General features: G+C 32.5%; 22 protein-coding genes and 1 tRNA gene. 11 read left to right on the top strand and 12 right to left on the bottom strand.

Annotated features, from left to right (window positions below):
• Positions 1 to 4 precede the first annotated feature (4 nt).
• Complete coding sequence (locus HNQ90_RS06455) at positions 5 to 643, top strand: hypothetical protein (protein ID WP_144117056.1); 639 nt, start codon at positions 5 to 7, stop codon at positions 641 to 643.
• Between the two features lie 325 nt (positions 644 to 968).
• Here the strand turns inward: HNQ90_RS06455 and HNQ90_RS06450 are convergent, their stop codons facing one another.
• Both HNQ90_RS06450 and HNQ90_RS06445 read right to left on the bottom strand, forming a co-directional pair.
• Positions 969 to 1,307 (bottom strand): DUF4870 domain-containing protein, encoded by a 339-nt coding sequence (locus HNQ90_RS06450; RefSeq protein WP_144117055.1) that lies wholly within the window; start codon positions 1,305 to 1,307, stop codon positions 969 to 971.
• A 98-nt stretch (positions 1,308 to 1,405) separates the two neighbouring features.
• Positions 1,406 to 2,248: a universal stress protein gene (locus HNQ90_RS06445; protein ID WP_144117054.1), complete on the bottom strand. Its 843-nt coding sequence runs from the start codon at positions 2,246 to 2,248 to the stop codon at positions 1,406 to 1,408.
• A gap of 167 nt (positions 2,249 to 2,415) precedes the next feature.
• Here HNQ90_RS06445 and HNQ90_RS06440 point away from each other — a divergent pair, with 167 nt between their 5' ends.
• The 4 genes from HNQ90_RS06440 to HNQ90_RS06425 all read left to right on the top strand — a co-directional run bounded on the left by HNQ90_RS06440 (position 2,416) and on the right by HNQ90_RS06425 (position 5,805).
• Positions 2,416 to 3,171 carry a DUF3108 domain-containing protein gene (locus HNQ90_RS06440; protein ID WP_144117053.1) on the top strand — a complete coding sequence of 252 codons (756 nt, stop codon included), beginning with the start codon at positions 2,416 to 2,418 and terminating at the stop codon, positions 3,169 to 3,171.
• A 10-nt stretch (positions 3,172 to 3,181) separates the two neighbouring features.
• On the top strand, positions 3,182 to 3,544 hold the full coding sequence (locus tag HNQ90_RS06435) for a DUF3810 domain-containing protein (RefSeq protein ID WP_144117052.1): 363 nt from the start codon (positions 3,182 to 3,184) through the stop codon (positions 3,542 to 3,544).
• 131 nt (positions 3,545 to 3,675) lie between these two features.
• Complete coding sequence (locus tag HNQ90_RS06430) at positions 3,676 to 4,728, top strand: M28 family peptidase (protein WP_144117051.1); 1,053 nt, start codon at positions 3,676 to 3,678, stop codon at positions 4,726 to 4,728.
• Between the two features lie 63 nt (positions 4,729 to 4,791).
• Positions 4,792 to 5,805: a M28 family metallopeptidase gene (locus HNQ90_RS06425; RefSeq protein WP_144117050.1), complete on the top strand. Its 1,014-nt coding sequence runs from the start codon at positions 4,792 to 4,794 to the stop codon at positions 5,803 to 5,805.
• Between the two features lie 58 nt (positions 5,806 to 5,863).
• Here the strand turns inward: HNQ90_RS06425 and HNQ90_RS06420 are convergent.
• Both HNQ90_RS06420 and bshB1 read right to left on the bottom strand, forming a co-directional pair.
• A tRNA-His gene (locus tag HNQ90_RS06420) sits at positions 5,864 to 5,939 on the bottom strand.
• 186 nt (positions 5,940 to 6,125) lie between these two features.
• The gene (gene bshB1, locus HNQ90_RS06415) at positions 6,126 to 6,842 is read right to left on the bottom strand and encodes a bacillithiol biosynthesis deacetylase BshB1 (protein WP_144117049.1); all 717 of its coding nucleotides are present in this window, start codon (positions 6,840 to 6,842) and stop codon (positions 6,126 to 6,128) included.
• Positions 6,843 to 7,214: 372 nt separating this feature from the next.
• Here bshB1 and HNQ90_RS06410 point away from each other — a divergent pair, with 372 nt between their 5' ends.
• The 3 genes from HNQ90_RS06410 to HNQ90_RS06400 all read left to right on the top strand — a co-directional run bounded on the left by HNQ90_RS06410 (position 7,215) and on the right by HNQ90_RS06400 (position 11,476).
• Positions 7,215 to 9,044, top strand: a complete 1,830-nt coding sequence (locus HNQ90_RS06410; protein WP_144117048.1) for an SLC13 family permease — start codon at positions 7,215 to 7,217, stop codon at positions 9,042 to 9,044.
• Between the two features lie 35 nt (positions 9,045 to 9,079).
• Positions 9,080 to 10,705, top strand: coding sequence for a phosphoenolpyruvate carboxykinase (ATP) (pckA, locus tag HNQ90_RS06405; RefSeq protein ID WP_144117047.1), 1,626 nt, complete (start codon positions 9,080 to 9,082; stop codon positions 10,703 to 10,705).
• A gap of 96 nt (positions 10,706 to 10,801) precedes the next feature.
• Positions 10,802 to 11,476, top strand: a complete 675-nt coding sequence (locus HNQ90_RS06400) for a DUF2490 domain-containing protein (protein WP_144117046.1) — start codon at positions 10,802 to 10,804, stop codon at positions 11,474 to 11,476.
• Between the two features lie 47 nt (positions 11,477 to 11,523).
• On the opposite strand, the gene rlmF is transcribed toward HNQ90_RS06400, so the two are convergent.
• The 4 genes from rlmF to HNQ90_RS06380 all read right to left on the bottom strand — a co-directional run bounded on the left by rlmF (position 11,524) and on the right by HNQ90_RS06380 (position 15,226).
• Positions 11,524 to 12,450 (bottom strand): 23S rRNA (adenine(1618)-N(6))-methyltransferase RlmF, encoded by a 927-nt coding sequence (gene rlmF / locus HNQ90_RS06395; protein WP_241678379.1) that lies wholly within the window; start codon positions 12,448 to 12,450, stop codon positions 11,524 to 11,526.
• A 61-nt stretch (positions 12,451 to 12,511) separates the two neighbouring features.
• Positions 12,512 to 14,308 (bottom strand): YfiR/HmsC family protein, encoded by a 1,797-nt coding sequence (locus tag HNQ90_RS06390; protein ID WP_172625897.1) that lies wholly within the window; start codon positions 14,306 to 14,308, stop codon positions 12,512 to 12,514.
• A 113-nt stretch (positions 14,309 to 14,421) separates the two neighbouring features.
• Positions 14,422 to 14,796, bottom strand: coding sequence for a response regulator (locus HNQ90_RS06385; RefSeq protein ID WP_144117044.1), 375 nt, complete (start codon positions 14,794 to 14,796; stop codon positions 14,422 to 14,424).
• A 25-nt stretch (positions 14,797 to 14,821) separates the two neighbouring features.
• Positions 14,822 to 15,226 (bottom strand): response regulator, encoded by a 405-nt coding sequence (locus tag HNQ90_RS06380; RefSeq protein WP_144117043.1) that lies wholly within the window; start codon positions 15,224 to 15,226, stop codon positions 14,822 to 14,824.
• A 195-nt stretch (positions 15,227 to 15,421) separates the two neighbouring features.
• Here HNQ90_RS06380 and HNQ90_RS06375 point away from each other — a divergent pair, with 195 nt between their 5' ends.
• Entirely contained in the window at positions 15,422 to 16,081 is a 660-nt protein-coding gene (locus HNQ90_RS06375) for an HAD family hydrolase (protein WP_144117378.1), read from the top strand.
• A 51-nt stretch (positions 16,082 to 16,132) separates the two neighbouring features.
• On the opposite strand, the gene HNQ90_RS06370 is transcribed toward HNQ90_RS06375, so the two are convergent.
• Genes HNQ90_RS06370 through mscL form a run of 3 tightly spaced genes read right to left on the bottom strand, consistent with a single transcriptional unit; the run spans position 16,133 to position 17,729 of the window.
• Positions 16,133 to 17,026, bottom strand: a complete 894-nt coding sequence (locus HNQ90_RS06370; protein ID WP_144117042.1) for a DUF2167 domain-containing protein — start codon at positions 17,024 to 17,026, stop codon at positions 16,133 to 16,135.
• 42 nt (positions 17,027 to 17,068) lie between these two features.
• Entirely contained in the window at positions 17,069 to 17,230 is a 162-nt protein-coding gene (locus HNQ90_RS06365) for a hypothetical protein (RefSeq protein WP_172625896.1), read from the bottom strand.
• 46 nt (positions 17,231 to 17,276) lie between these two features.
• Entirely contained in the window at positions 17,277 to 17,729 is a 453-nt protein-coding gene (gene mscL, locus HNQ90_RS06360; protein WP_144117041.1) for a large conductance mechanosensitive channel protein MscL, read from the bottom strand.
• Between the two features lie 284 nt (positions 17,730 to 18,013).
• Between mscL and HNQ90_RS06355 the strand changes: the two genes are divergently transcribed.
• Complete coding sequence (locus tag HNQ90_RS06355; RefSeq protein WP_144117040.1) at positions 18,014 to 18,616, top strand: SatD family protein; 603 nt, start codon at positions 18,014 to 18,016, stop codon at positions 18,614 to 18,616.
• Positions 18,610 to 19,332, top strand: a complete 723-nt coding sequence (locus HNQ90_RS06350) for a DUF3307 domain-containing protein (RefSeq protein ID WP_144117039.1) — start codon at positions 18,610 to 18,612, stop codon at positions 19,330 to 19,332. The genes HNQ90_RS06355 and HNQ90_RS06350 overlap by 7 nt, the downstream gene beginning before the upstream one ends.
• Positions 19,333 to 19,506: 174 nt before the next feature.
• Here HNQ90_RS06350 and HNQ90_RS06345 read toward each other — a convergent pair whose 3' ends face one another.
• Positions 19,507 to 22,776: a cytochrome c biogenesis protein CcsA gene (locus tag HNQ90_RS06345; RefSeq protein ID WP_144117038.1), complete on the bottom strand. Its 3,270-nt coding sequence runs from the start codon at positions 22,774 to 22,776 to the stop codon at positions 19,507 to 19,509.
• Positions 22,777 to 22,803: the final 27 nt, after the last annotated feature.

The raw sequence follows: 22,803 nt of genomic DNA, 5'->3' as shown, positions 1-22,803 counted from the left end.
ATTTATGGCAGATTGCATTGATTGTAGAAAAGAAGTAAAAGTTAACTATAAGAGATGTTACTCTTGTAATAATGAATATCAAAATAATAGGAAGGTAATAAAACTAGAAAAAAATGAACCCTCAGAAGGTGAATTGTTTTTACAAGAATATTTTGAATCCGAGGGGATAAGATACAGGGCAGAAGTACCTATTTTAAAACTAAATAATGATTCAAAATCACATAGGGTAGCAGATTTTTATCTGCCCTATTACGGCCTTTATGTGGAGTTTTTAGGTAAATGGTTTGTTTCCGAAAAAGAAAAAGATCGATATCGCGAGAAAAAAAGAGTGTATCAAGAAAATGATATACCTTGTATTTTTCTTTATCCTGAAAATTTAGGAATCATAGATTTCATTCTTCCCAGTAGAGCAATTAAAGAGTTTAAAAAACATAGTTTAACTAAGGAATTATGGCTTTTTAGATCAAAGTTTCTTTGGCTCTATAAACAAGAAAATTTAGTTTTAATAGCCGTTTTAATAGCGATATTAATATCGGGTAATTTTATCTGGCAAGAAGACGTAAATCTTATTTTAATTTTGATTTCAATTATATGCTATCAGATATATTCAATAATTAAATTTTACAATAAGAAGCTTAAATGAAAGCAAACGATCCATCAATTAAAAACTTCCTTAAAAATTAACACATTGTATATAAAGGCCTAGAAACAAAGTAATCTTAATTAAAAAATAATTGAAAAAGTATTAACAATCAAAACAACCCCAAACCCTAGCAAACACACCCGCGTTAAGGATTGAACGGCATGTTTGAGCTCCCGACAAAGGAGGAGCGAGTAGTGAAAGCCTGACCCCATTTCGGGGTAACCTGCCTACCGGCAGGCTGGCGCCAAAATAATTATTAAACTAAAAAACGCCCACTAAAAAGTGAGCGTTTTACTTATCTCGTTCAAAATACTAACTAATAAAATTAAGAGATAAAAGTAAATGTTAATGGATAGTGTGCTGCTTCGCCTCTACTTGCTCTTACTGCATTAACTATTGGGAAAATTATAGATACAATACCTAAAACTGCAAAGCCTACCAGACCTAAACCAAATAATAAAATTAACGGTACGCAGATTATGCACCAAACTATTAAACTTAATTGAAAGTTTAGGATGTTTTTGCCATGGGTATCCATGTGATACACTTTGTCTTTTTGAGTAAGCCACAGCACTAATGGTAATAGTAAACTACCAAAACCGGTTATTAAGGTTATTAACTGACTTAAATGTGTAATGACTAAAAGTTGATTGTCTTGTTTCATGATGATTAATTATTGATTGATACTTATATGACGAAGAAAACCAAAAATTGTTACAGCATGAATGCATAAAACAGAAAACAGCCTATTTATAAACATACTTAGTCTTTATGTTGCAGAACTAAAAGGGGAATATCTATTTTAAAGGCGAGCCTCTCCACGGTATGGGTGGTAAATAAACGTTCTAAAAAGGAGTGTTTTTTATTAACTATAGCAAGAATATCTATATAGTCTTCTTTAATAAATGCGCTAACATCTTTAAACAGCTTACTACTTGTTGTATTTAGGTAGTGGTGTTTTAAATTGTTAAAATGGCTTGAAAAGAAATCTGTATTATCTTGAGCACGATACAGTAAATTATTTTCATCGGAAAGATGAAGCACATCCAAAGCAGCGTTATTTTGGTTTACAAATTGGGTTAAAATATCTAACTCGCCAGTTTTAAACTGTTTTGAATTTGTGGTTATAAATGCCAAACGATCTATCCCATTATAGCTATAACCATTGGGAATAGCCAACACAGGAACCAAACAACGTTGCATTACACGTACCGTATTACTACCAAAAAGCACTTTTTCTAGCCCTGAAGCTCCTTTAGTGCCCATTACAATTAAATCGATACTATGCTTCTGGCTTACCTGGTTTATAGAGTCTATAAAATTATCGTAATCGACTATAGAGTGAAATTCATGCCTTTGGTTATTATAACTTTTTTTAATAGTGGTTAAAATATTAGATATAGATTTTTTAGCAGCATCTATTAAGGTTTTATAAATAGTTGTAGATGAATTTACTGCCATCATATTATCTGAAATAAAGGATGATGCCTTCTGAATGTTTAAAATATAAAATTGACAGTCTTCATTTTTAAACAACTTTAAAGCGTAATGAATAGCATTTATAGAGTTTTTAGAAAAATCTGTGGGTAATAATATATGTTTCATGGCGCAAAGATTTATACCTAAAATTATTGTATTTCTCCCTTAAAAACTATGACAAAAATCAGTAAACGGTAACCATAAAAAAATAATAAATTAGCATAATAATTATTAGCATTGTATTTTCGGCACAATAAATGATAAATAGCTCGTTATAACCAAAACTATATTTTATGATTCGTATCTCTTTATTGGTATTATTTTTTGTTTCGATAACAATAAATGCACAGAATAGCGCTATTGGAAGCAATGAAAAACTAGCCTACACAGCATCTTACAACATGTCTGGAGTTTTAACCGATTTGGCCGAAGTCACCATGGAAACCAGCACCGTTAAAACATCGAAAGCCACACTTTTACGTTTAAAATGTAGAGCTTTTACTTATAGTAAATGGGACAGTTTCTTTAAAATTAGAGATTTATACGAAACTTATGTAAGCCCAAAAACCCTAACACCATACTTACATAACCGCGAAATTAATGAAGGTAGCTATTTTAAAAACATGAAATACACCTTTAGCCATAAAACCAATACAGTTAAAACGGTACAAACCAAGAAAAACAATTGGGTACAGAAAAAAACAGTTTCTATTGGTGCAGACACAAAAGATATTATCTCGACATTATATACCATAAGAACATTCGATTTAACAAACCTAAGTTCTGGAACGAGTAAAATATTTACTATTTTATTTGATCGTGAAGAGGTAAAGGCCAAAGTGACTTATTTAGGAAAAGAAACCATATCTACCGCTTTAGGTAAAAAGGCTTGCTACAAGCTTTCTATGGGTTCTGCTACAAACTCTAAGGTAAATGGAACCATATGGCTATCTGCCGATGAAAACAAGATTCCTGTTTATGTGCAATTTAAAATTCCTGTTGGCACAGGCGAGTTAAAACTTAAATCTGCTTCTGGCTTAAAAAACTAAACATATAAAAATGAAAAAAGCATTTACAATTTTAGCATTAATAGCGTCGATATTCGCAGTTATTTTTTCTGTTTTACCTATTTCTAACCTAGCTATATTTCCTGCAATAGCAGCTTTAATATTTGGAATAATTGCCTTTTACTTATCTAAAAAAGAAGGTCAAGTAAAAAAAATAATTAAATTTACATTTCTATTAACTATTGTTGCTCTGGCACTTACAACGTACAAAGCCGTTTTTACAACTACTGAAATTGCGGACACCGAAGCCATTGAAGCTAAGGAAGTTAAACTTGAAGAAGAATCTTTAGAAGAATTAGAGGATTTGGATATTGAAATAGATGAATCTGAATTAGAAGACATTTCGTTTGAGTAGTAAGTAATTTCATCCCAAAATATATATATATTTGCGTTAGTTTTTATGAAACTAACAAGCTATTAATTCCCCGCCCCTAACGAAATAATTTGATTGTGTAGTTACATGTAATTAATAATGACTTATTATACATGAAATTTATTGGAATACTCTCTTTATTTACAATGGTTGGCACGTGCTCTACGCCCAAATACATTGTGAAATTACAAAACCTTAAGGACGCTATTGTTTTATCGGACAGCACTATAGTAATGCAATACGCCAATAGCATTACTCAAAACGAGCTTAAAACGCATTTATATAAATTTACTTCCGATGATTTTGAGGGCAGAAAAGTTGGCGAACCCGGACAAAAACTAGCAGCCAATTATTTAAAATCATACTACATAGACGAGCAAATAAAATCGCCTTTAGGAAGCACTAATTACTACCAAACCATCCCAGAAAGCTTCTTTTCAAACCAATATAAAAGTTCCGAAAACGTGCTTGCCTATATTGAAGGCACAGAAAACCCTGAAGATATTATTATTATTTCTGCTCATTTAGACCATTTAGGTGTTAATGAAAATGGTAAAATAAATTCTGGTGCCGATGATGATGGCTCTGGAACTGTGGCTCTCCTAGAAATGGCGCAAGCCTTTAACTTGGCAAAGTTAGATGGTTACGGCCCTAAACGCAGTATTTTATTTCTGCACTTAACAGCAGAAGAAATAGGAAAAAGAGGCTCTGAATATTATACCAACCACCCTGTTTTCCCTCTTGAAAATACAATAGCCAACTTAAATATAGATATGATTGGTCGTGTTGACGACTTACATAAAAACAATAAAGACTATATATACTTAATAGGTGACGATAGGTTGAGTCAGGAACTTCATTTTATTTCTGAGGAAACAAATAACACCTTTTTTAATATAGACTTAGATTATAGGTATAATGCATTAAACGATACCAATAATTACTACTCCAGATCCGATCATTATAATTTTGCATTACACGACATACCTGTTATTTTTTATTTTAATGGCGAACATGCCGACTACCATAAAGAAACAGATACACCAGATAAAATTAATTATCAGTTACTAGAAAAACGAACCAAACTTATATTTGCTACCGCATGGCAAATCGCTAATCAAGACCACAGACTTGCTATTGATGCCGAAAATGAATTGTTAAAATAGACTGAAAACCTGCATGTCTATAAATACAATTTTGTAATATCGTAATATAAAAAATGATTTAACATGAAAACATTAGCCCTTTTAATTTGTGCTAGCCTACAAATAGCCTCTTGTAGCTCATCGCAAAATAAAAACAAAACAGAAAAAGAAACTACGCCTGAAACCTACGCGAACACAATAACTGCTAGCGAGCTTAAAACGATGCTTTACACCTATGCTTCTGATGATTTTGAAGGTAGAAAAACAGGAGAACCAGGACAGAAAAAAGCCATTGAGTTTATAAAAAGTAATTACCAATCTAATAACATTCTTTCCCCAATTGCAGAGGACGATTATTTTCAAGAAATTCCGGGAAGTTATTTTGGCAATAACGTTAAAGATTCTGAAAATGTGATTGCTTATATAAAAGGAAGCGAAAAGCCAGATGAAGTTATTATTATTTCGGCACATTTAGATCATATTGGTATATCTGGAAATGGCGATATTAATAATGGCGCAGATGATGATGGATCTGGAACCGTAGCCATTTTAGAAATTGCTGAAGCTTTTAAAGCCGCCGAAAAAGAAGGTAATGGCCCAAAACGTACCGTTGTATTTTTACATGTTACAGGCGAAGAAATTGGACTTTACGGATCGCGTTACTACTCTGATGAAGACCCTATTTTCCCTTTAAAAAACACAGTAGCGAATTTAAATATAGACATGATAGGTCGTGTGGACCCAAAGCATGAAGCTAGAGGAGAAAACTACTTATACCTTATTGGTGCTGATAAATTAAGTAAGGAGTTACATACTATATCTGAAGACGTTAATAAGAAATATTTCAATTTAGAATTCGATTATACATATAATGATGATAATGATCCTAATCGATTCTATTACCGATCGGACCATTACAACTTTGCAAAAAACAACATTCCAGTAATTTTTTACTTTAATGGTACACACGCCGATTACCACAAACCATCGGACACACCAGATAAAATAAACTATGAGTTTTTAGAAACCCGTGCTAAACTTATTTTCCATACGGCTTGGGAGCTAGCTAATAGGGAAGAACGCATTAAGCTTGACTAATAGTTAAATTAATTCCACAAAAAAAGCCTTTCAATTTCTTGAAAGGCTTTTACTTTTTGGGTGGAAGACCGGATTCGAACCGGCGACCCTTGGTACCACAAACCAATGCTCTAACCAACTGAGCTACAACCACCATGTGTTTTTTATCAAACTTTAAAAAAGTTTTTCAAAAAGGATTGCCCTAACTATCGAGTTAAAACCCTCCTTGCAAGTACATTTCTGTAATGCGTGTGCAAATGTAATTGATTTCATTCTTTATAACAAAGACTTTTTTTAAAATTTTTAGTTAAAAATGAAAATAATTTGCTCTAGAATTCTAACTACTTTAAATCGAACAAACTATCAACGGCTGCATAACGCTCTACCGTAAATCCTTCGGCATGCTCTACTCCTATTAATCGCCCTAAATCTCTAGACCTATAAATTATGCTATCTGTAAAGTTCTTACTCGATATAGGTGTTTGTGGTTCTTTACTATTCGCATCAAAAAACTGAGTTTTATATGCCAGTACAGCATCCATTTTTTTATCTATATACCCTGTAACATCAACAGCTACATCAGGTTCTATATGTTTCCATTGTATATAATGATATACTTGCTTTGGTCGCCATGGTTTTTGTATTACGCCATCATCTTTAGTTTCAATTTTAATTAAACCACTTAAAAAACAAGCATCACTTACTAATTTACTGCCTTTACCATGGTCTATATGCCTATCATCAACAGCATTACATAATATAAGTTCTGGTCTATATTTTCTTATCATTTTAATAATAGCCAATTGGTGTTGTTTATCATTAACAAAAAAACCATCCGCAAATTCTAAGTTAGTACGCATGCTAACGCCTAATATTTTTGCAGCATGAAAAGCTTCATCATCTCTAGTTTCTGCAGTACCTCGCGTACCTAACTCGCCTCTAGTTAAATCTATAATGCCTACTTTTTTACCTTTACTAACTTCTTTTGCTAATGTAGCTCCACAACCTAGTTCTACATCATCAGGATGAGCTCCAAAGGCTAAAACATCTAATTTCATGTGTATATATTTATTGTTTTTTAATTTTCACCTATAGTATCCATATAATCATTCTTCTAAATATCGAATTATTAATATGAATCTTTAATGTATCAATTAATTTTTTTTAATCCCATTTACGGATTCTATAAATCATTTAATTCATCTAAAACATAGAATATCGCAAAACTCTGCATAACGAAAACGTATTCGTTAACATTTTCTTTAATCATTTGATTATAAATATACCAAATACTTAAAAATAACGCCTTTACCTAAAGCATGACATTCGTCATAATTCTTACAGGATAATCACAGTAATTTTACTCTATAATTATTACGAACCCTATAGCAGTCAAAGCTAATAAAGAATTACAAGATATGATCTATTTAATGCTAACCATTTTAATTATTACTATTGGTCTCTTTGTTTGGGGAAAGTTTACACCAGATATTGTTGCATTAATTTCTATGTTAAGTTTATTCTTAACAGGAATATTAGATACTAAAGAAACCTTAAGTGGTTTTAGTAATCCTACTGTTATCATGATTGCTGCCTTGTTTATAATAGGAGAAGGTATTGCACAAACAGGCTGGACGGCTTTAGCAGGTAAAAAGTTTGTAGAATGGGCAGGAAAAAGTGTACCAAAGCTATTAGTAATCATTACACTTGGCGCAGGTGTTTTATCTGGTTTTGTTAGTAATACGGGTACAGTTGCTACCTTAATGCCACTTACCATATCATCTGCTTGGAGCATCGGTACTTTACCTTCTAAAATGCTAATGCCTGTAGCCTTTGGATCTAATACAGGTGGTTTACTAACTTTAACAGGAACACCTCCAAATATTATAGCTAGTAATGCTTTAGTTGAAGCTGGTTTTGATGGGTTTTCATTTTTTGAATTCGCTCTTATAGGTTTACCATTACTTATTGTAGCCTTACTCTATTTTAGATATATAGGCTTTAAACTATTACCGGAAAACAAAACCAATAATAAACCTGTAAATATCGAGTCTACACTTCATAATTGGATTGAAGCTTATAAAGTACATAATGGATACTACAGATTACGTGTAAGGTCAATATCACCTTTACTAAACACTAAAATAGATACTTGGGATCTTGAAAAAAACTTTAACATTTCTATTATTAGAATAAAAAGAAGACACCCTAGTGTATTAAAAAAAGTACCACAGTTTATAGAATTTCCAGATACTAATACAGAATTTCTGTATCATGATATTATAACTGTAAAAGGAGAAACCGAAGATATAAACCGATTAATGATTACGTTTAGATTAGGACTTTTACCTCTTGAGCCGATTACAGACGAGCTTAAAAACAACTTAATTAATCAGGAGGTTGGTATGACCGAAGTTATTGTAAACCCGAACTCTATGTTAGTGGGTCGAAAATATAATTTAAGCACTTATTTTAATCGTTTTAATCTGCAATTATTAGCTATTTCTAGAAATAGACAACCCATTTTAGACAAAGAGATTACGGTAAAATCTGGCGATGCCTTTTTAATTAGAGGTACTTGGGAACATATTGAAGACTTAAAAAAACAACATGAAAACTTAGTCATTATTGGAAGTCCAGAAGGCATGGCTAAAAACGTAGAAAACCTTAACTACAAATCATTTATTGCCTTAGGTGCTTTAATTCTCATGATAATATTCATGGTTTTTAAAATCGTACCAGGATCTATAGCAGCACTACTATCTGCTGGTATAGTATTGCTAACGGGTTGTGTACCTATTTCTAAAGCCTATAAAGGCATTAGTTGGACTAGTGTAGTTATGATTGCAGCTATGATACCTATGGGTATTGCGCTTCAAAAAACAGGAACAGCTCAATTAATAGCAAGCGGACTTGTAGAGTATTTAGGCGCTATACACCCTATACTTTTATTAGGCGGTGTGTTTTTACTAACTACAACGTTTAGTCAGGTTATAAACAACTCTGCAACTGCAGTATTAATGGCACCAATAGCCATACTAGCAGCAAGCTCATTAAACCTATCACCAGAACCCTTTATGATTGTTGTAGCTATAAGCGCATCAACAGCCTTTTTAACGCCTATAGGAACAACCACTAATGCTATGGTAATGACGGCAGGCGGATACAAATTCATGAACTATTTAAAAGTGGGAGCACCATTGCTATTCATTTTTTTCATAATCACTTTAATACTAGTGCCAATTATATGGCCATTTTAAATAATAATTAATAGGAACCTTTAAAATCAATAAAAATGGAAACAACAGTAACAAAAAATCCAAGCTTAGAGCAATATGGACTAAAAGATGTGACGGTTAACTGGAATTTATCACCAGAGGAATTACAAAAAATCACAGTTGATAAAGGTATGGGGAAAGAAACAGCTAATGGCACCCTAGCAGTAAATACTGGAAAATTTACAGGACGTTCACCTCAAGATCGTTTTATTGTAAAGGATGATTATACAGCAGATAAAGTATGGTGGGGTAAAACAAACAAACCTGTTTCTACTGAAAACTTTAATAAATTAAAAGACGAAGTCACTAAATACCTTTCTGGAAAAGAAATTTATGCTAGAGATGGTTATGTATGTGCAGACCCAGAATACAGAACTAATATTAGAACTGTAACCGAATTACCGTGGTCTAACATGTTTGTATACAATATGTTTTTGAGGCCTAGCGAAAAAGAGCTGGAGAATTTTAAAGAGGATTGGCTAATTCTTTGTGCTCCTGGATATGTATGTCCAAACCCAAAAGATTTTGGTATTCGTCAAGGTAATTTTTCAATACTAAACTTTACCCAAAAAATAGCATTAATTGGAGGATCTGCTTATACAGGAGAAATGAAAAAAGGTATTTTCTCTGCATTAAATTTAATTTTACCAACAGAACGTAATGTATTACCAATGCACTGTTCTGCTAATGTAGGTAAGTTTGGAGATACTGCAATTTTCTTCGGATTATCAGGAACAGGAAAAACAACTTTATCGGCTGATCCAGAGCGTAAGTTAATTGGAGATGACGAACACGGTTGGACAGCAGACAATAATATTTTTAATTTTGAAGGTGGTTGCTACGCCAAAGTAATAGACTTATCTGAAGAAAAAGAACCAGATATATTTAGAGCGGTTAAACCTGGAGCTATTCTTGAAAACGTGGTTTTTAAAGACAATGGAGAACCAGATTATCTTGATAGTAGCATTACTCAAAATACACGTGTAAGCTACCCTATTCATCATATTGATAATATTCAAGAAACGCTTTATGCTAACAACCCAAAGAATATTTTCTTTTTAACTTGTGATGCTTTTGGTGTTTTACCTCCAGTATCTAAATTAACTCCGGGACAAGCTGCTTATCATTTTATCTCTGGATATACTGCTAAAGTAGCTGGAACAGAAGCTGGAATTACCGAGCCTGTACCATCATTCTCTGCATGTTTTGGCGAACCTTTTATGCCATTACACCCAACAGTTTACGGCGAAATGCTTAGTAAAAAAATGACTGAAGCTGGAGTAAACGTTTGGCTAATTAATACAGGATGGAGCGCAGGACCTTACGGTGTTGGATCTCGTATAAAATTAAAATATACCAGAGCAATGATTACTGCTATTCTTAATGGTGAATTAGACAATGTAGATTACGAACAAAACTTTATTTTCGGTTTATACATGCCTAAATATTGTCCTGGTGTTCCTTCTGAAATTTTAGACCCTATGAACACTTGGTTGCAAAAGGGAGCCTATGTTGGGAAAGCTATTCATTTAGCACACTCATTCCACTTAAACTTTGAGAAATTTGCTCAACACGCATCAGATCAAATTATTGAAGGTGGACCGCTAATTGATGAACACCATCACTTAAACGAACACTTTTAATAGGTTCTTATTTAGTTGTAAAAGGAGCTCCTTCATTTTGAGCTCCTTTTATTTTTTATCCTATTTCAAATTCTAGTTGTTATAAAAGCATATATTATGAAGTATTTACTAATTGTGATACTATTAAGTATTTCTGTTTGTAATGGTTACTCACAATCTAACCAAGAAGAAAAAACAGGTTCATGGTTTACTTATGCAGGCACACATCGTGTATCCGATAAGTTAAGTATAAGTACACTCTCGCAAGTTTGGATGTTCGAATTAGCAGAAAATTTTAATTTCATTCTACTTTATGGTGGTATAAATTATAAGGTATCTGCAAACCTTACCACATCGTTAGCGTATGGATATGGAGATATTGATGGTGGTTTTTATACCGATAAACCACATACTTACGAGAATAGAATATTTGAACAGGTAACTTTTAAGCATAAAGTGTCAAACCTTCCTTTCGATCATCGATTTAGAGTAGAACAGCGGTTTTTTCATAAATATGATTTTAAAAGTACATCTCACCGATTTCGATACAGATTAGGAACTAAATTAACTTTAAATAAAAGTTTATTTATTAGGCTGAATAATGAGTTTTTAGCCACCCTTGAAAGTGATATTCTTACAGAAAACAGGCTATACACCGCATTAGGAATTAACATCTCAAAATCTTGCAATGTACAATTAGGCTATTTAAACAGAAAAATAAACGGTTTAAACCTGCATAGACTTCAAGCTGGACTATATATTAAAACAGACCATAGAAAGAAAAAACAATAAGCTAAATCGGATTAAAACATAGTATGCAGTAAGATTACTTCACAAGCTTATTTAAAAGTCCACGCTACTATGCGGGATATTTTATTGCCTTGTCCCATATTTATGGTTTTAATACTTGTAGCGCCTAATTTTTTTAACGAGGCGTACATGCCTTTTACTAAATCCTTTTTAGAAACTAAAGTCGTAAACCATTCGCAATGGTCTTTAAACAAAGAACTTTCATATAAATACGTATGTAAAAAAGCTTTTTCGCCACCTTTATACCACAACTCGTTTTGAGTTCCCGAAAAGTTTCTTACCGGTTTTAATGCATCCATATTTAAGCCTTTAAGTTTTCTAGCATTAGCCTCTAATGCTTCGGCTTCCGATTTATAAAACGGCGGGTTACAAATTGATACTGAAAACTTATCCGTATCTTTTAAAACACCTTGAAATATTTGAGAGGCATCACTTTGATACCTCAGTTCTATAGCATCGTCAAGCTTATTTTTAGCAATAATATTTTGAGCATGTTTTAAAGCTCCTTTATCGATATCTGAAGCTACAAAACTCCAATTGTATTCGGCTTGTCCTATAAGTGGATAAATACAACTCGCTCCTGTTCCAATATCCAAAACTTTAATATTCCCCGTAATATTTGATGATTTTAATACATCGGAAATATGATGAATATAATCTGCTCGCCCAGGAATTGGCGGACATAAATTAGTTTCTGGAAAGTCCCAAAATACTATATTATAATGCTTATAAAGTAAAGCCGTATTAAGTGCTTTTACTGCTTTAGGATTTGAGAAATCTATAGTTTTTGTTTCATGTTTATTTGTAAAAACAAAAGGTGCTAACCCCGGAAATGATTCACTTAAAGCATCTAAATTGTATCCTGACTTATGTTTGTTATTTGGGTGTATTTGGGCTGAATTCTTGATAGCTGTAGTTTTAAAAAAAGGGTTTACGCATACTATTTGATGCCGCACAAAGTTATGAATAACATACTACACCGCCATACTTTTAATTAATTGGAAATAAACCGTAATTCTACGATTCCTTAGGAATTGAAAAACTAAACGTGGTTCCTTCACCTTTTTCTGATGTAAACCATATTTTACCTGAATGAGCTTCAACAATTTTTTTACAATGTGCTAAACCAATACCAGAGCCCTCGTACTCTAAACGGGAGTGCAAACGTTGGAAAATATCAAACACACGATCTTGATATTCCTTAGCTATACCAATACCATTATCGGTAACAGAAAATACCCAGTATTTTTGATCTTTCATTAAAACGCTATCTGTTTCATGAATCTCGTTACATGTTATGTCTATAATAGGTTTGGCACCTGGATTTCTAAACTTTATACCATTAGTTATCAAGTTTTGAAACAACAATCTTAATTCCACCTCATTACCTTTTACAGTCGGTAAAGCAGCATAATTAATCTCGGCATTAGAGTTTTTAATGGTGTTTTGAAGGTCGTGTGTTAACACATCTAAAAGCGGCATACAGTTAACATCTTCATACTCTTTAGAGCGTCCCAATCTGGAATATTGTAAAAGTTCGTCAATTAACTTTTTCATTCTTACACTACCCTCTTTAATAAACCCAAGCATCTGCACGCCATCCTCATCAAATTTACTTTCATATTCCTCATTAATAATATCTATAAAGCTAGATATAGTATTTAAAGGCTCTTGTAAATCATGACTTGTTATATAGGCAAATTGCTCTAATTCTTTATTTTTTAAAGATAATTGTCTAGACTGCTCATTTATCTCAATATGCTGTGCATTTAAACGAATATTTAATTTCTTATTTTTAATGTAAGCCACCAATAAAGACATACTTAATATAAGCAGTAAAGTAGACAGGATTGATAGTACAATATTTTGCTTTCTTTGTGTATCAATTATAATATTCTTTTCCTGTAAAATGGCTGTTTTTTCTTGAATGTCGCTACTTTGATCGTTCAATATTTTTTGTTGATATTGAATTCGAGTATTTATAGAATCTATTTTGTTTTTCTGAAAGTTTAACCGCGCTATCTGCTCATTAATCTTGCGTTCATTTTCGCGTTCAATCGTTATAATTTCCTCTAATTTCTTATTCTTTAATTCGCCCTCAAGAAATAAAGAGTTTATAGAATTATCCTTTTCGGCAAGTGCTTCTTCCTTCTTATTTAAACTATCTATATGGCTTCCAATGGTTTTAATCTGCTCTTTAATAATTTCTTTTTGCTGATCGTTTTCCCTACTAACCACATACAATTTTTGTTCTGCTTTTTTATAAAGTTTCTCTTTAAGCTCTGTAGAAGTCACAGCATAACTAGCCAAGGTAGAAACCATTTTAAGATTAGCCTCTCTAAAATACATTCTATTAATATCGTAACTGTAAGTTTCACCTACTTGAACCATATTAATCATGGAAGAATTGGTTGGATAGCCCTCAGTAATAATTAAAATTTTATTACCAATTGTGGCCTCAAGAATATCTTTTAATAAATACTCGTATGCTGTATTAACGTAGATAACATTAAAGTTTTGAATTTCTCCAATACCCATAACCCTTTTTACATCAATAAGCTTATCAAAAAGGCGTTTGTTCTCTGCAACTTTATTAAGATTATTATAAATAGACTCGGTTCCAAGAACACCAATTTTAAAAGTTTCAATATTATCTAAATTTGGCCATCTTACCTGCTCCGATAAGTTTAAAATCATAAAGGAACGTTGATCTTCAATAGGTATATCTTCTGAAGATTTAGTGTCTTGAGCGAAAGAAACAAAAGTGCTAAACACCACAAATAAAATTGAAGCATTTAATTTTGAAATTTTCAAATTAAAATGAGGTATTTTATTTAAAAATAGCGCTATTAAACTTGTAAAAATTTTAATTACAACTTTCATTAAATCGATAATTGGGGAATTATTTATAAAAGCTTTTTTGACTTCTAGTTTTTTAAAATTTTATTAATCTCTGTTTTTGTTAACACTTTGCTATTTATTACTCTAACATAATTATAATGCGCTAATTTTTTAAGCTTTTCATCGGATAAAACGACGCTCATCATGACATAGATTTTAGTGTTATTTGTTTCACCTTCTAGCCAACTTTCGTATGCCTCTAAAAACTGAAAACCATCCATGACAGGCATATTAATATCCAAAAAAATAAAATCTGGCTGACTATTGTTTCGGATATACTCTATGGCCTTCAAGCCATTTTCCATAACTTTAATATCATGATCGACCTTATTTCTTTTTAAAATAATTTGATTGTAAAAATTAGTTGCCCTATCATCGTCTACTAGAAGTATTTTGCCCATATATATATAACATTCTAAATAAACTTTAAATTTTTTGTAGGACAGAATCTAACGCTTTTACATTTAATGGTTTTCTTAAAAAATCTAGTAGTTTACCATTATTTTCAAATCTTTTTAAATCTCCTGGATCGTCAGATGAGGAAAGAATGATCACCTTAATTTGATTTACTAAATTTTCATCTAGGGTATAAAACTCTTCTAAAAACTCCCAACCATTCATAGCTGGCATGTTAATATCTAAAAAAATTAAATTCGGAATATTTTCGGTTTCAGTACAGCAACCCTCAAGAAACTCCATAGCTTCAAAACCACTGTGTTTCAAATAAATAGACTCTATGTTTTCACGTCCTTTAGCTAAATGTTTATTTAAAAAATTAGTAGCCTTATCATCATCAATAAATAGAATTTTTATTTTTTTTTGGTCACTCATTTAATTATAAAAATAGATAATAGTTTATAGATGTTTTCTGTCATTTACGGAAGGCAATTTAGTATTTTTTTTCGACATAATACATTTTTTTACGTCAAAACACCAGTTTTCAAAAAACAAAGGTGTATTTAACACTTCTTTCTTGGTCATTAGGCATTTAAATTACAATCTAATATCTTCGTGAAAAAATTTTCTATGCTTAAAGCTGTTATTTTTGATATGGACGGAGTTATTATTGATAGCGAACCCATGCACAACAAAGCCTATCATGATATGTTTAATGAAGTTGGCATTAATGTTTCAACAGAACTTTACGAATCATTCACAGGACAATCTACAATTAATATTTGTAAACGGTTATGCGACCACTTTAATTTAGAGCAGGACCCAGAAACTTTAGTTGCTTTAAAACGCAAGTATTATAAGCACTTTTTTTATAGTAATTCTGATTTAGGCCTTATTGATGGCGTTTTAGATTTAATTAAGGATTACCATAAAAACGGACTGACTTTGGTTTTAGCATCGTCTGCAGCTATGACCAGTATTAATCAAATTTTTGATCGTTTTGATTTAAACCAGTATTTTATCGATAAATTAAGTGGTGGGGATTTAAAACAATCTAAACCACATCCCGAAATTTTTATAAAAGCAGCAGCAGCTTCTGGTTTTAATAAAGAAGAGTGTATGGTTATAGAAGACTCTACAAACGGAATTACAGCCGCCAAAGCAGCAGGTATTTATTGTGTTGGGTTTGATAGTTTCCACTCTAAAAACCAAGACTACTCTAAGGCCGATATGGTTATTAAAGATTTTAAGGATATTCGTTATAACAAAATATCAAATGTATTTTACTAAAAAAAGAAGCACCATGGTGCTTCTTTTTTTATATGTATTACTAAATTGGCTTTAGGCATCTTCTTTCCCTGCACCAAATAATTTCTTTCTAAAACCGCTAAATAAGGCTACGGCTCCAATAGCTATAAATTTCCAGAATTTTAATATTACAGCAAAAAATCCTGCTTTGGCTAAAATTTTACCTGCTATTAACCCTCCAATACCATAAGCAGCAACTTTATCAATATCTGGGTTAAAATCGCTATATCTATTTCCTGCGGTAAACTCTACACTATGCAAAATATTATCTCTATCGGCATTAAAGGCATCTAACATATCAATATCTCCAATAGCATTTAAGTTTAAAAAACCATTTCTACCAAGAATACGAATATTATAATTAAGCGTATTAACATCGTAATCTTCAAACTTTAATTCTTTTGCCCAATGTAATTTTTTATTGTCTTGATCATAATAAGGTGGCGATGCCCAACCTACTAATTCCATTGTTGGATATCCTTGTGCTGTACGTTGCGGATTATCAACCTTAATATCTTCCTGCATTTCTTCCAGCAAATCGTCATAATCTAAATCTTCGGCATCTTCATCTTCAATATAACCTTCATCAGAATACTCAATTTCTACGGCATAAGTAAACTCATCGTGCATGGGTGTCATAGCTTCCGGAAACAGCAACCCAAGTGGTTCGCTAGGTGGGTTTCCCCATAAATCGGTTAATACACGCTTGCTTTGTTGGCCATCTAAAAATTTAAAACCTTTTGGTACATTTAATATAGCCAAACCATCATTTAGTATAACTTCGCCATATTGGTAGGTAAAGCTATTATTAATACTGTCTAAGGTTTTCGGGTAACTTTCGGCTTCAAAGGCTGTTGTTTCTGTCTCTTCTTGTGCATTAATTTGAATAACAAAAAAACACAAAAAAGCTGTAATAAGTTTGTTCATAATTTTGGGTGATTAGTTAATTTTAAGCGTCAAAAATAGCTTTTATTCTTTATCACCCGAATTTTCTTTCATCTTTTTAATGATGTTTTTAAGCTTTTCTTTCCTTAATTGCGCTTCAGTTTTCTTTTTATTTTTTTTCTGAGCCATTAATTTAGAATGCTTCGCTTTGTTTTTCGTATTCTTTTCTCGTCCTGTTTTTACCATGATATTACATCGTGTTTTTTAGAGCCTATAAAAACTCTAAAGGTTATTAATTGGCACTATTATTTTGCTTTAATAAAGCATTTTGTTCTTGCATTAACTCGTTAAGGTTCGATAACAACTCAATATCCTTTGGTGTCACTACAGTTTTATCTTTGGCATCATGCGATTTGTTTTTAAGCCTATTCATAAATTTAACCACAATAAAAACAGTAAAACCTATAATTAAAAAGTCCAAAAACGCTTCGCTTAATGCGCCATAACCAATAGCAACCTCTTCGGTTACAATAGTACCACTAGCATCGGTTACAGCATCTCGCAAGATAAAACGTTTGTTAGCCATATTAACACCATCGGTTAATAAAGATAATGGCGGTAAAAATACTTTTTTAACCATCACATCTATTACCTTATTAAAAGACGCTCCAATTATTATACCTATAGCCATGTCCATCATATTACCTTTAACAGCAAACTCCTTAAATTCTTTAAATAACTTCATATATATTTTTTTAATGTTCTGAGACAAAGATATTAGATTGTACTTTTCTTTATTACTCCTTTTAATATAAAAAATACTCTAAATGCTTAAAGCTAATAACCTTATTAAAATGGTGATTTTAGACTATTATGGGTGTTACTAAAATCTTAATATATAATCAAAAAAGCTAATAATTTAAAATATTAACTAATTAGCTAATATTAACAATTATTAGCTTTAAAGATAATAATTTTGCAATTTCAAATAATAAGTAATACATTTGAGTATAATATGTTACAAATTTTATGACCAGCATAATAACAGGCGATATAATAAACTCTAAAAAAAGCGATCCTAAAAAATGGCTACAAGCACTTAAAACTATTTTAAGTAGTTTCGGTACAACCCCATTACATTGGGATATTTACAGAGGCGATAGTTTTCAATTAGAAATAAAACCCGAACAAGCCCTACACGCCTGTATACTAATTAAAGCCACTATAAAACAATTTGATAATATAGATGTTAGGCTTGCTATTGGCATAGGCGATAAAACCTATAATTCTCCAAACATAACCGAATCTAACGGAACTGCCTTTGTAAACTCTGGCGAGTGTTTCGAGCAGTTAAAAAAAACAACACTAGCCATTAAATCGCCATTCCAACCCTTTGATGCTGCCATAAATATTATGTTAGAGTTGGCACAATTAACTATAAACAATTGGTCTAGCACCTCAGCAACACTAATAAAAACAACTTTAGAAAACCCCAACCTTAACCAAAACCAAATAGCCCAAATTTTAAACAAAACTCAAGGCAATATTAGCCAAGGCTTAAAACGCGCTGGTTACGACGAAATTTCAAAACTATTACACTACTACACCACCCAAATACAAAGTCTATGTTAGCATTAGCCATAAAATTTATACTTGCACACGTAATTGGCGATTTCCTGTTTCAGCCCTATAAATGGGTACAACACAAAGAAACCCACAAACATAAATCCAAATATTTATACTGGCATATAGTAGTGCATTTATTAGCGTTACTCGTTGTGCTTCAGTTCAATTTTAAATATTGGCTAGCCTTATTAATTATACCTATTTCGCATTATATAATCGATATAATAAAACTTCACCTTAAAACAAAAACAAACCACCGCTTACTGTTTGGGCTGGATCAATTAGCACACCTTATAGTACTAGCACTCGTAATAAAAATTTACGAACCCTACCCCATCCAAATCGACAGTCTATTTACACCAAAAATCCTATTATTTATAACCAGTTTACTGTGCATCACTAAAGTATCGTCCATTATCATGAAAACCATAATTTCAAAATGGGATTTATCAGAATACAATAAAGAAGCCTCTCTAGCCGATGCCGGCGCCTATATAGGTATTCTAGAACGCCTATTTGTATTCATGTTTATCATAACAAACCACTGGGAAGGTGTAGGTTTTTTAATAGCCGCCAAATCCGTATTCCGTTTCGGCGATTTATCAAAAGCCAAAGACCGCAAACTCACTGAGTACATATTAATAGGTACACTCTTAAGTTTCGGTTTAGCTATAGCCTTCGGAATAAGCTACGAGTACGTTTTAACTTTAATAGAAAAATAAATTAGGGCGTTACCTCAAGGGTCGGGCTTTACGCTACAAGTCCTCGCACCTCCTGCGTCGGGCTGTGGGCTTTACACTGCAATCCCTAACGCGGGTTACAATTTGCCATAGGCAGTCAACCATCTGCAGATAACTAACCTATTTAAAATAAAAACCTATAGAAAAATAAGTGTATTACTTCTTATAATACTTAGCATAGCCACGGTAGGCAAAAAATCCTAATACAGCCACAATACCACAAGCAATACTAATAAACTTAACACTTACAATTTGGTCGCCACTAGCGTAACTATGTAAACCAGCTAAGTAGAAATTCACACCAAAATACGTCATTAAAATACTAGCAAAGGCCACAATAGACATCAGGTTAAAAAACCAACGTCCGCGTAGTCCCGGAACTAAACGCATGTGTATTACAAAAGCATAAATCATAATACTAATAAGCGCCCAAGTTTCTTTCGGGTCCCAGCCCCAATAACGTCCCCAACTTTCGTTAGCCCACATACCACCTAAAAAGTTTCCAATGGTAAGCATTACTAAACCAACCGTTAAGGCCATTTCGTTTATAATGGTTAACTCCTTAATATTTAAATCCATTTTGGCCTTGTTAGCCTTATTGGTAAAAATCATAAGTATTAACGAAACCACACCTAAAATCATACCTAAAGTAAACGGACCATAACTTGCCACAATTACCGCAACATGTATCATTAACCAATAGCTATTTAAAACAGGCTGTAGGTTTGCAATAGCAGGATCCATCCAGTTCCAGTGTGCAATCATTAAAATCATTGCGGTAACAAAAGCCGATGCTGCAATGGTAAGATTAGAAGATTTCATTTTAAAAAACCCAGCTACTTTTGATGCAAATGTTGTTGATTCTTGATTAGAATCTTTTTTATGAATTTTACTAATACCTGTGATTAACCCAAACAACATGGTAGACCAAGCTACATAAATCATAGACTCGTAAGCATCACTCCAAGGTGCATGTCCAGAAATATACCAACGTGTTATTAAACCTGCTGTGTGTAATATAAATAAGCCTATTATTACGAATTTTAAAACAGAAACTGCAACATTTACAAACTTCCTTTTATCGTTAAATATTTGTACAATCAACAAGACGAACAACAAACTACCCGCATACATATACCAACTAAAAAGCTTCTTAAAAATGTCGTACTTGTTGTAAAGCACCTCGGTATAGACCTTATCATCACTAAGCATAACATCGCCACCATAACGGTGTTGTGTTTTACTAAAGGCTTCCAATAGTTTATTAGCTTCGGTAAAATCGCCAGTACGTTTTGCTTGGTTTAAAGTATATAAATAGGCTCTAAACCCATTGTTTACAAAGTTAGAATACAAGGAATCTTTAATTACAGAAGTATCCTTTTTGTAATCGAAGTTCGAAATCCATTTGTTGTTATCATCATTAGGAATAGGAAAAATCTTTAAAGACATCCCCTCTATGGTGTTGTACAATAAATTAACACGTTGGTCGGTTTCTTTAAATTCCTTTTGAAAACCATTAGGTACTTGTGCCTTATAAGCTTCATCTAAAAACGGTGCTAATTTATATTCTCCTCTATCCGAAAAGAAATCTGCCAAAGGCACATAACTAACATCTTTATTAGCCCCCAAAAGACGCCTAATAGAATCACCCTTTTTAGGTTTTAAATAAATAATAGGCACATTATACCAAAGCATAGGGCTTTCTTGTATAGACAAAAATACTTGGTTAGCATCAAAATCGCCATAAGTATCATGTTTGCTTAATTTTCTAAGCATTTCCGATGCATACGTATTAACAGGCATCATACGTCCGCTTAAATCCTGAATCACTAAATGACCAAATTTATCGGCGTGCGCTTTAGGCGCAATATTAGCTTTAAGAATAGAATCTATTTGTGCTTTTGTTGGTTGCGAATGGTCATGACCATCGCCTTCATGATGCTCATGTGTTTGCGCCATTGCATTTAAGCTAAAACACAACACCAAAATGGTAAGCAGTTTTTCCTTTTTTGCTTTTACTTTTTCTAACTGGCGCTTAATTTCTCCAAAACGAGAATGCTTAGAAAACAAAATAGCCATTAACCCAAAATATAACATATAATACCCTAAATAGGTAATAAAAGAACCCCAATAATCATGATTTACAGAAAGGATTGTTCCTTTTTCGTCTGGATCAAATCCCGATTGAAAAAATCGATAGCCATCATGATCCAAAATATTATTCATAAATATTTTATAATCATAATTTTCGCTTCTATCATCTATAACCGTTACTTCGCTTGAATATGCCGAATAACCACGTTCTGTACCTGGATAACGTTCCGCTTCAAAATCATTTAATTTTATAGAGAATGGTAGGTCTAAAACTTTAGAACCATATTTAAAAGCAAAATCTAAACCACCAACTTGTATTTGTTTAAAGCTACTGTTAGTGCCTTTTCCTCCTAATAAGCCAACACGTTTTGTTTCGCCATTAGTAGTCACTTTTAAAACCAAACCATCTTCGTCGTTTTTAAGAAATTGTGCTTTTTGAACCACATCAAAAACGCCTTTAACAACAGGTTTTGGAAACACCATTTGCATATCGCCAATTTTATAAAGCGATCTTAAAACTAAAGGTTGTAAACTATCTTTTACCAAAAGGCCTTCTGCTCTTGTGGCCATGGTCATGTAAGAACCTTCAAAAGGCGATTCTATGGTTAAACCACTATCGCTATAGTTTATATTAATAGCGCCTTTAGCCGGATTGTTTAAAGTAAAAATAACATTATGGATACTAGCTTGCTCGCCTACTTTTAAAAAGTGATTATGCGCACCGTTACCACCTGCTTCAACAATTTTTAAATATGCTTCACCATTTTCATCTGGAATAACGTCTTCTTCGGCACTTACTATAAACTTTTCTAACTCGATAGTTACAGGTTGCTCTCCGTATTGTGTAGCTATTTTAAAATCGTTTTCTAAGCGTCCTGAAAAATCGACCTCACTCTCAATTGGCAAACGTTGTGGCACACCGTTAATTTTATAATCGCCATCTATGTATGTGGTAACATATGTTTTTTGCGAAAGAAACGTGTTTTCGGTTGCGCCTTCTCTAATGGCCATCATCCCTTCAAAACTAGCATAACGGGTAATAAATGCGCCTAATAGAATAAAAATGAACGATAAATGCAAAATAAACGTTGCCCATTTTTCTTTTTTGTAAAGTCTGAATCTAAAAACATTACCAATAAAATTGATAATAAAAAACACCATAATAGCTTCGAACCACCAGGCATTATAAATTAAGTTTCTAGTATATGGTGTTGGAGATGTTTCTTGTCCTGCATCTAAAATTGTTCCGGTTGCCATGGCAACAGCAAAAGCAATAAATAAAACAGCAGTAAGTTTTGTAGAAAATAAAATATTGGCTAGCTTTTTTTGCATAATCAGAGCCCTTTTTTAAGGTTGTGC

Source organism: Algibacter amylolyticus, assembly GCF_014202225.1.
In the GTDB taxonomy this organism is placed as follows: domain Bacteria; phylum Bacteroidota; class Bacteroidia; order Flavobacteriales; family Flavobacteriaceae; genus Algibacter_B; species Algibacter_B amylolyticus.
The sequence above is the reverse complement of the archived record's forward strand: the minus strand, read 5'-3'. Positions and strand labels throughout refer to the sequence as shown.

Excerpts from the sequence above, each read along its gene's own strand:
- HNQ90_RS06410 (WP_144117048.1), top strand. The coding sequence starts at position 7,215 with ATGCTAACCATTTTAATTATTACTATTGGTCTCTTTGTTTGGGGAAAG.
- HNQ90_RS06370 (WP_144117042.1), bottom strand. The coding sequence starts at position 17,026 with ATGAACAAACTTATTACAGCTTTTTTGTGTTTTTTTGTTATTCAAATT.
- HNQ90_RS06350 (WP_144117039.1), top strand. The coding sequence starts at position 18,610 with ATGTTAGCATTAGCCATAAAATTTATACTTGCACACGTAATTGGCGAT.
- mscL (WP_144117041.1), bottom strand. The coding sequence starts at position 17,729 with ATGAAGTTATTTAAAGAATTTAAGGAGTTTGCTGTTAAAGGTAATATG.
- HNQ90_RS06380 (WP_144117043.1), bottom strand. The coding sequence starts at position 15,226 with ATGAGTGACCAAAAAAAAATAAAAATTCTATTTATTGATGATGATAAG.
- HNQ90_RS06435 (WP_144117052.1), top strand. The coding sequence starts at position 3,182 with ATGAAAAAAGCATTTACAATTTTAGCATTAATAGCGTCGATATTCGCA.
- HNQ90_RS06375 (WP_144117378.1), top strand. The coding sequence starts at position 15,422 with ATGCTTAAAGCTGTTATTTTTGATATGGACGGAGTTATTATTGATAGC.
- HNQ90_RS06425 (WP_144117050.1), top strand. The coding sequence starts at position 4,792 with ATGAAAACATTAGCCCTTTTAATTTGTGCTAGCCTACAAATAGCCTCT.
- HNQ90_RS06355 (WP_144117040.1), top strand. The coding sequence starts at position 18,014 with ATGACCAGCATAATAACAGGCGATATAATAAACTCTAAAAAAAGCGAT.
- HNQ90_RS06385 (WP_144117044.1), bottom strand. The coding sequence starts at position 14,796 with ATGGGCAAAATACTTCTAGTAGACGATGATAGGGCAACTAATTTTTAC.
- HNQ90_RS06445 (WP_144117054.1), bottom strand. The coding sequence starts at position 2,248 with ATGAAACATATATTATTACCCACAGATTTTTCTAAAAACTCTATAAAT.
- HNQ90_RS06440 (WP_144117053.1), top strand. The coding sequence starts at position 2,416 with ATGATTCGTATCTCTTTATTGGTATTATTTTTTGTTTCGATAACAATA.
- pckA (WP_144117047.1), top strand. The coding sequence starts at position 9,080 with ATGGAAACAACAGTAACAAAAAATCCAAGCTTAGAGCAATATGGACTA.
- HNQ90_RS06400 (WP_144117046.1), top strand. The coding sequence starts at position 10,802 with ATGAAGTATTTACTAATTGTGATACTATTAAGTATTTCTGTTTGTAAT.
- HNQ90_RS06430 (WP_144117051.1), top strand. The coding sequence starts at position 3,676 with ATGAAATTTATTGGAATACTCTCTTTATTTACAATGGTTGGCACGTGC.
- HNQ90_RS06450 (WP_144117055.1), bottom strand. The coding sequence starts at position 1,307 with ATGAAACAAGACAATCAACTTTTAGTCATTACACATTTAAGTCAGTTA.
- bshB1 (WP_144117049.1), bottom strand. The coding sequence starts at position 6,842 with ATGAAATTAGATGTTTTAGCCTTTGGAGCTCATCCTGATGATGTAGAA.
- HNQ90_RS06455 (WP_144117056.1), top strand. The coding sequence starts at position 5 with ATGGCAGATTGCATTGATTGTAGAAAAGAAGTAAAAGTTAACTATAAG.
- HNQ90_RS06365 (WP_172625896.1), bottom strand. The coding sequence starts at position 17,230 with ATGGTAAAAACAGGACGAGAAAAGAATACGAAAAACAAAGCGAAGCAT.
- HNQ90_RS06345 (WP_144117038.1), bottom strand. The coding sequence starts at position 22,776 with ATGCAAAAAAAGCTAGCCAATATTTTATTTTCTACAAAACTTACTGCT.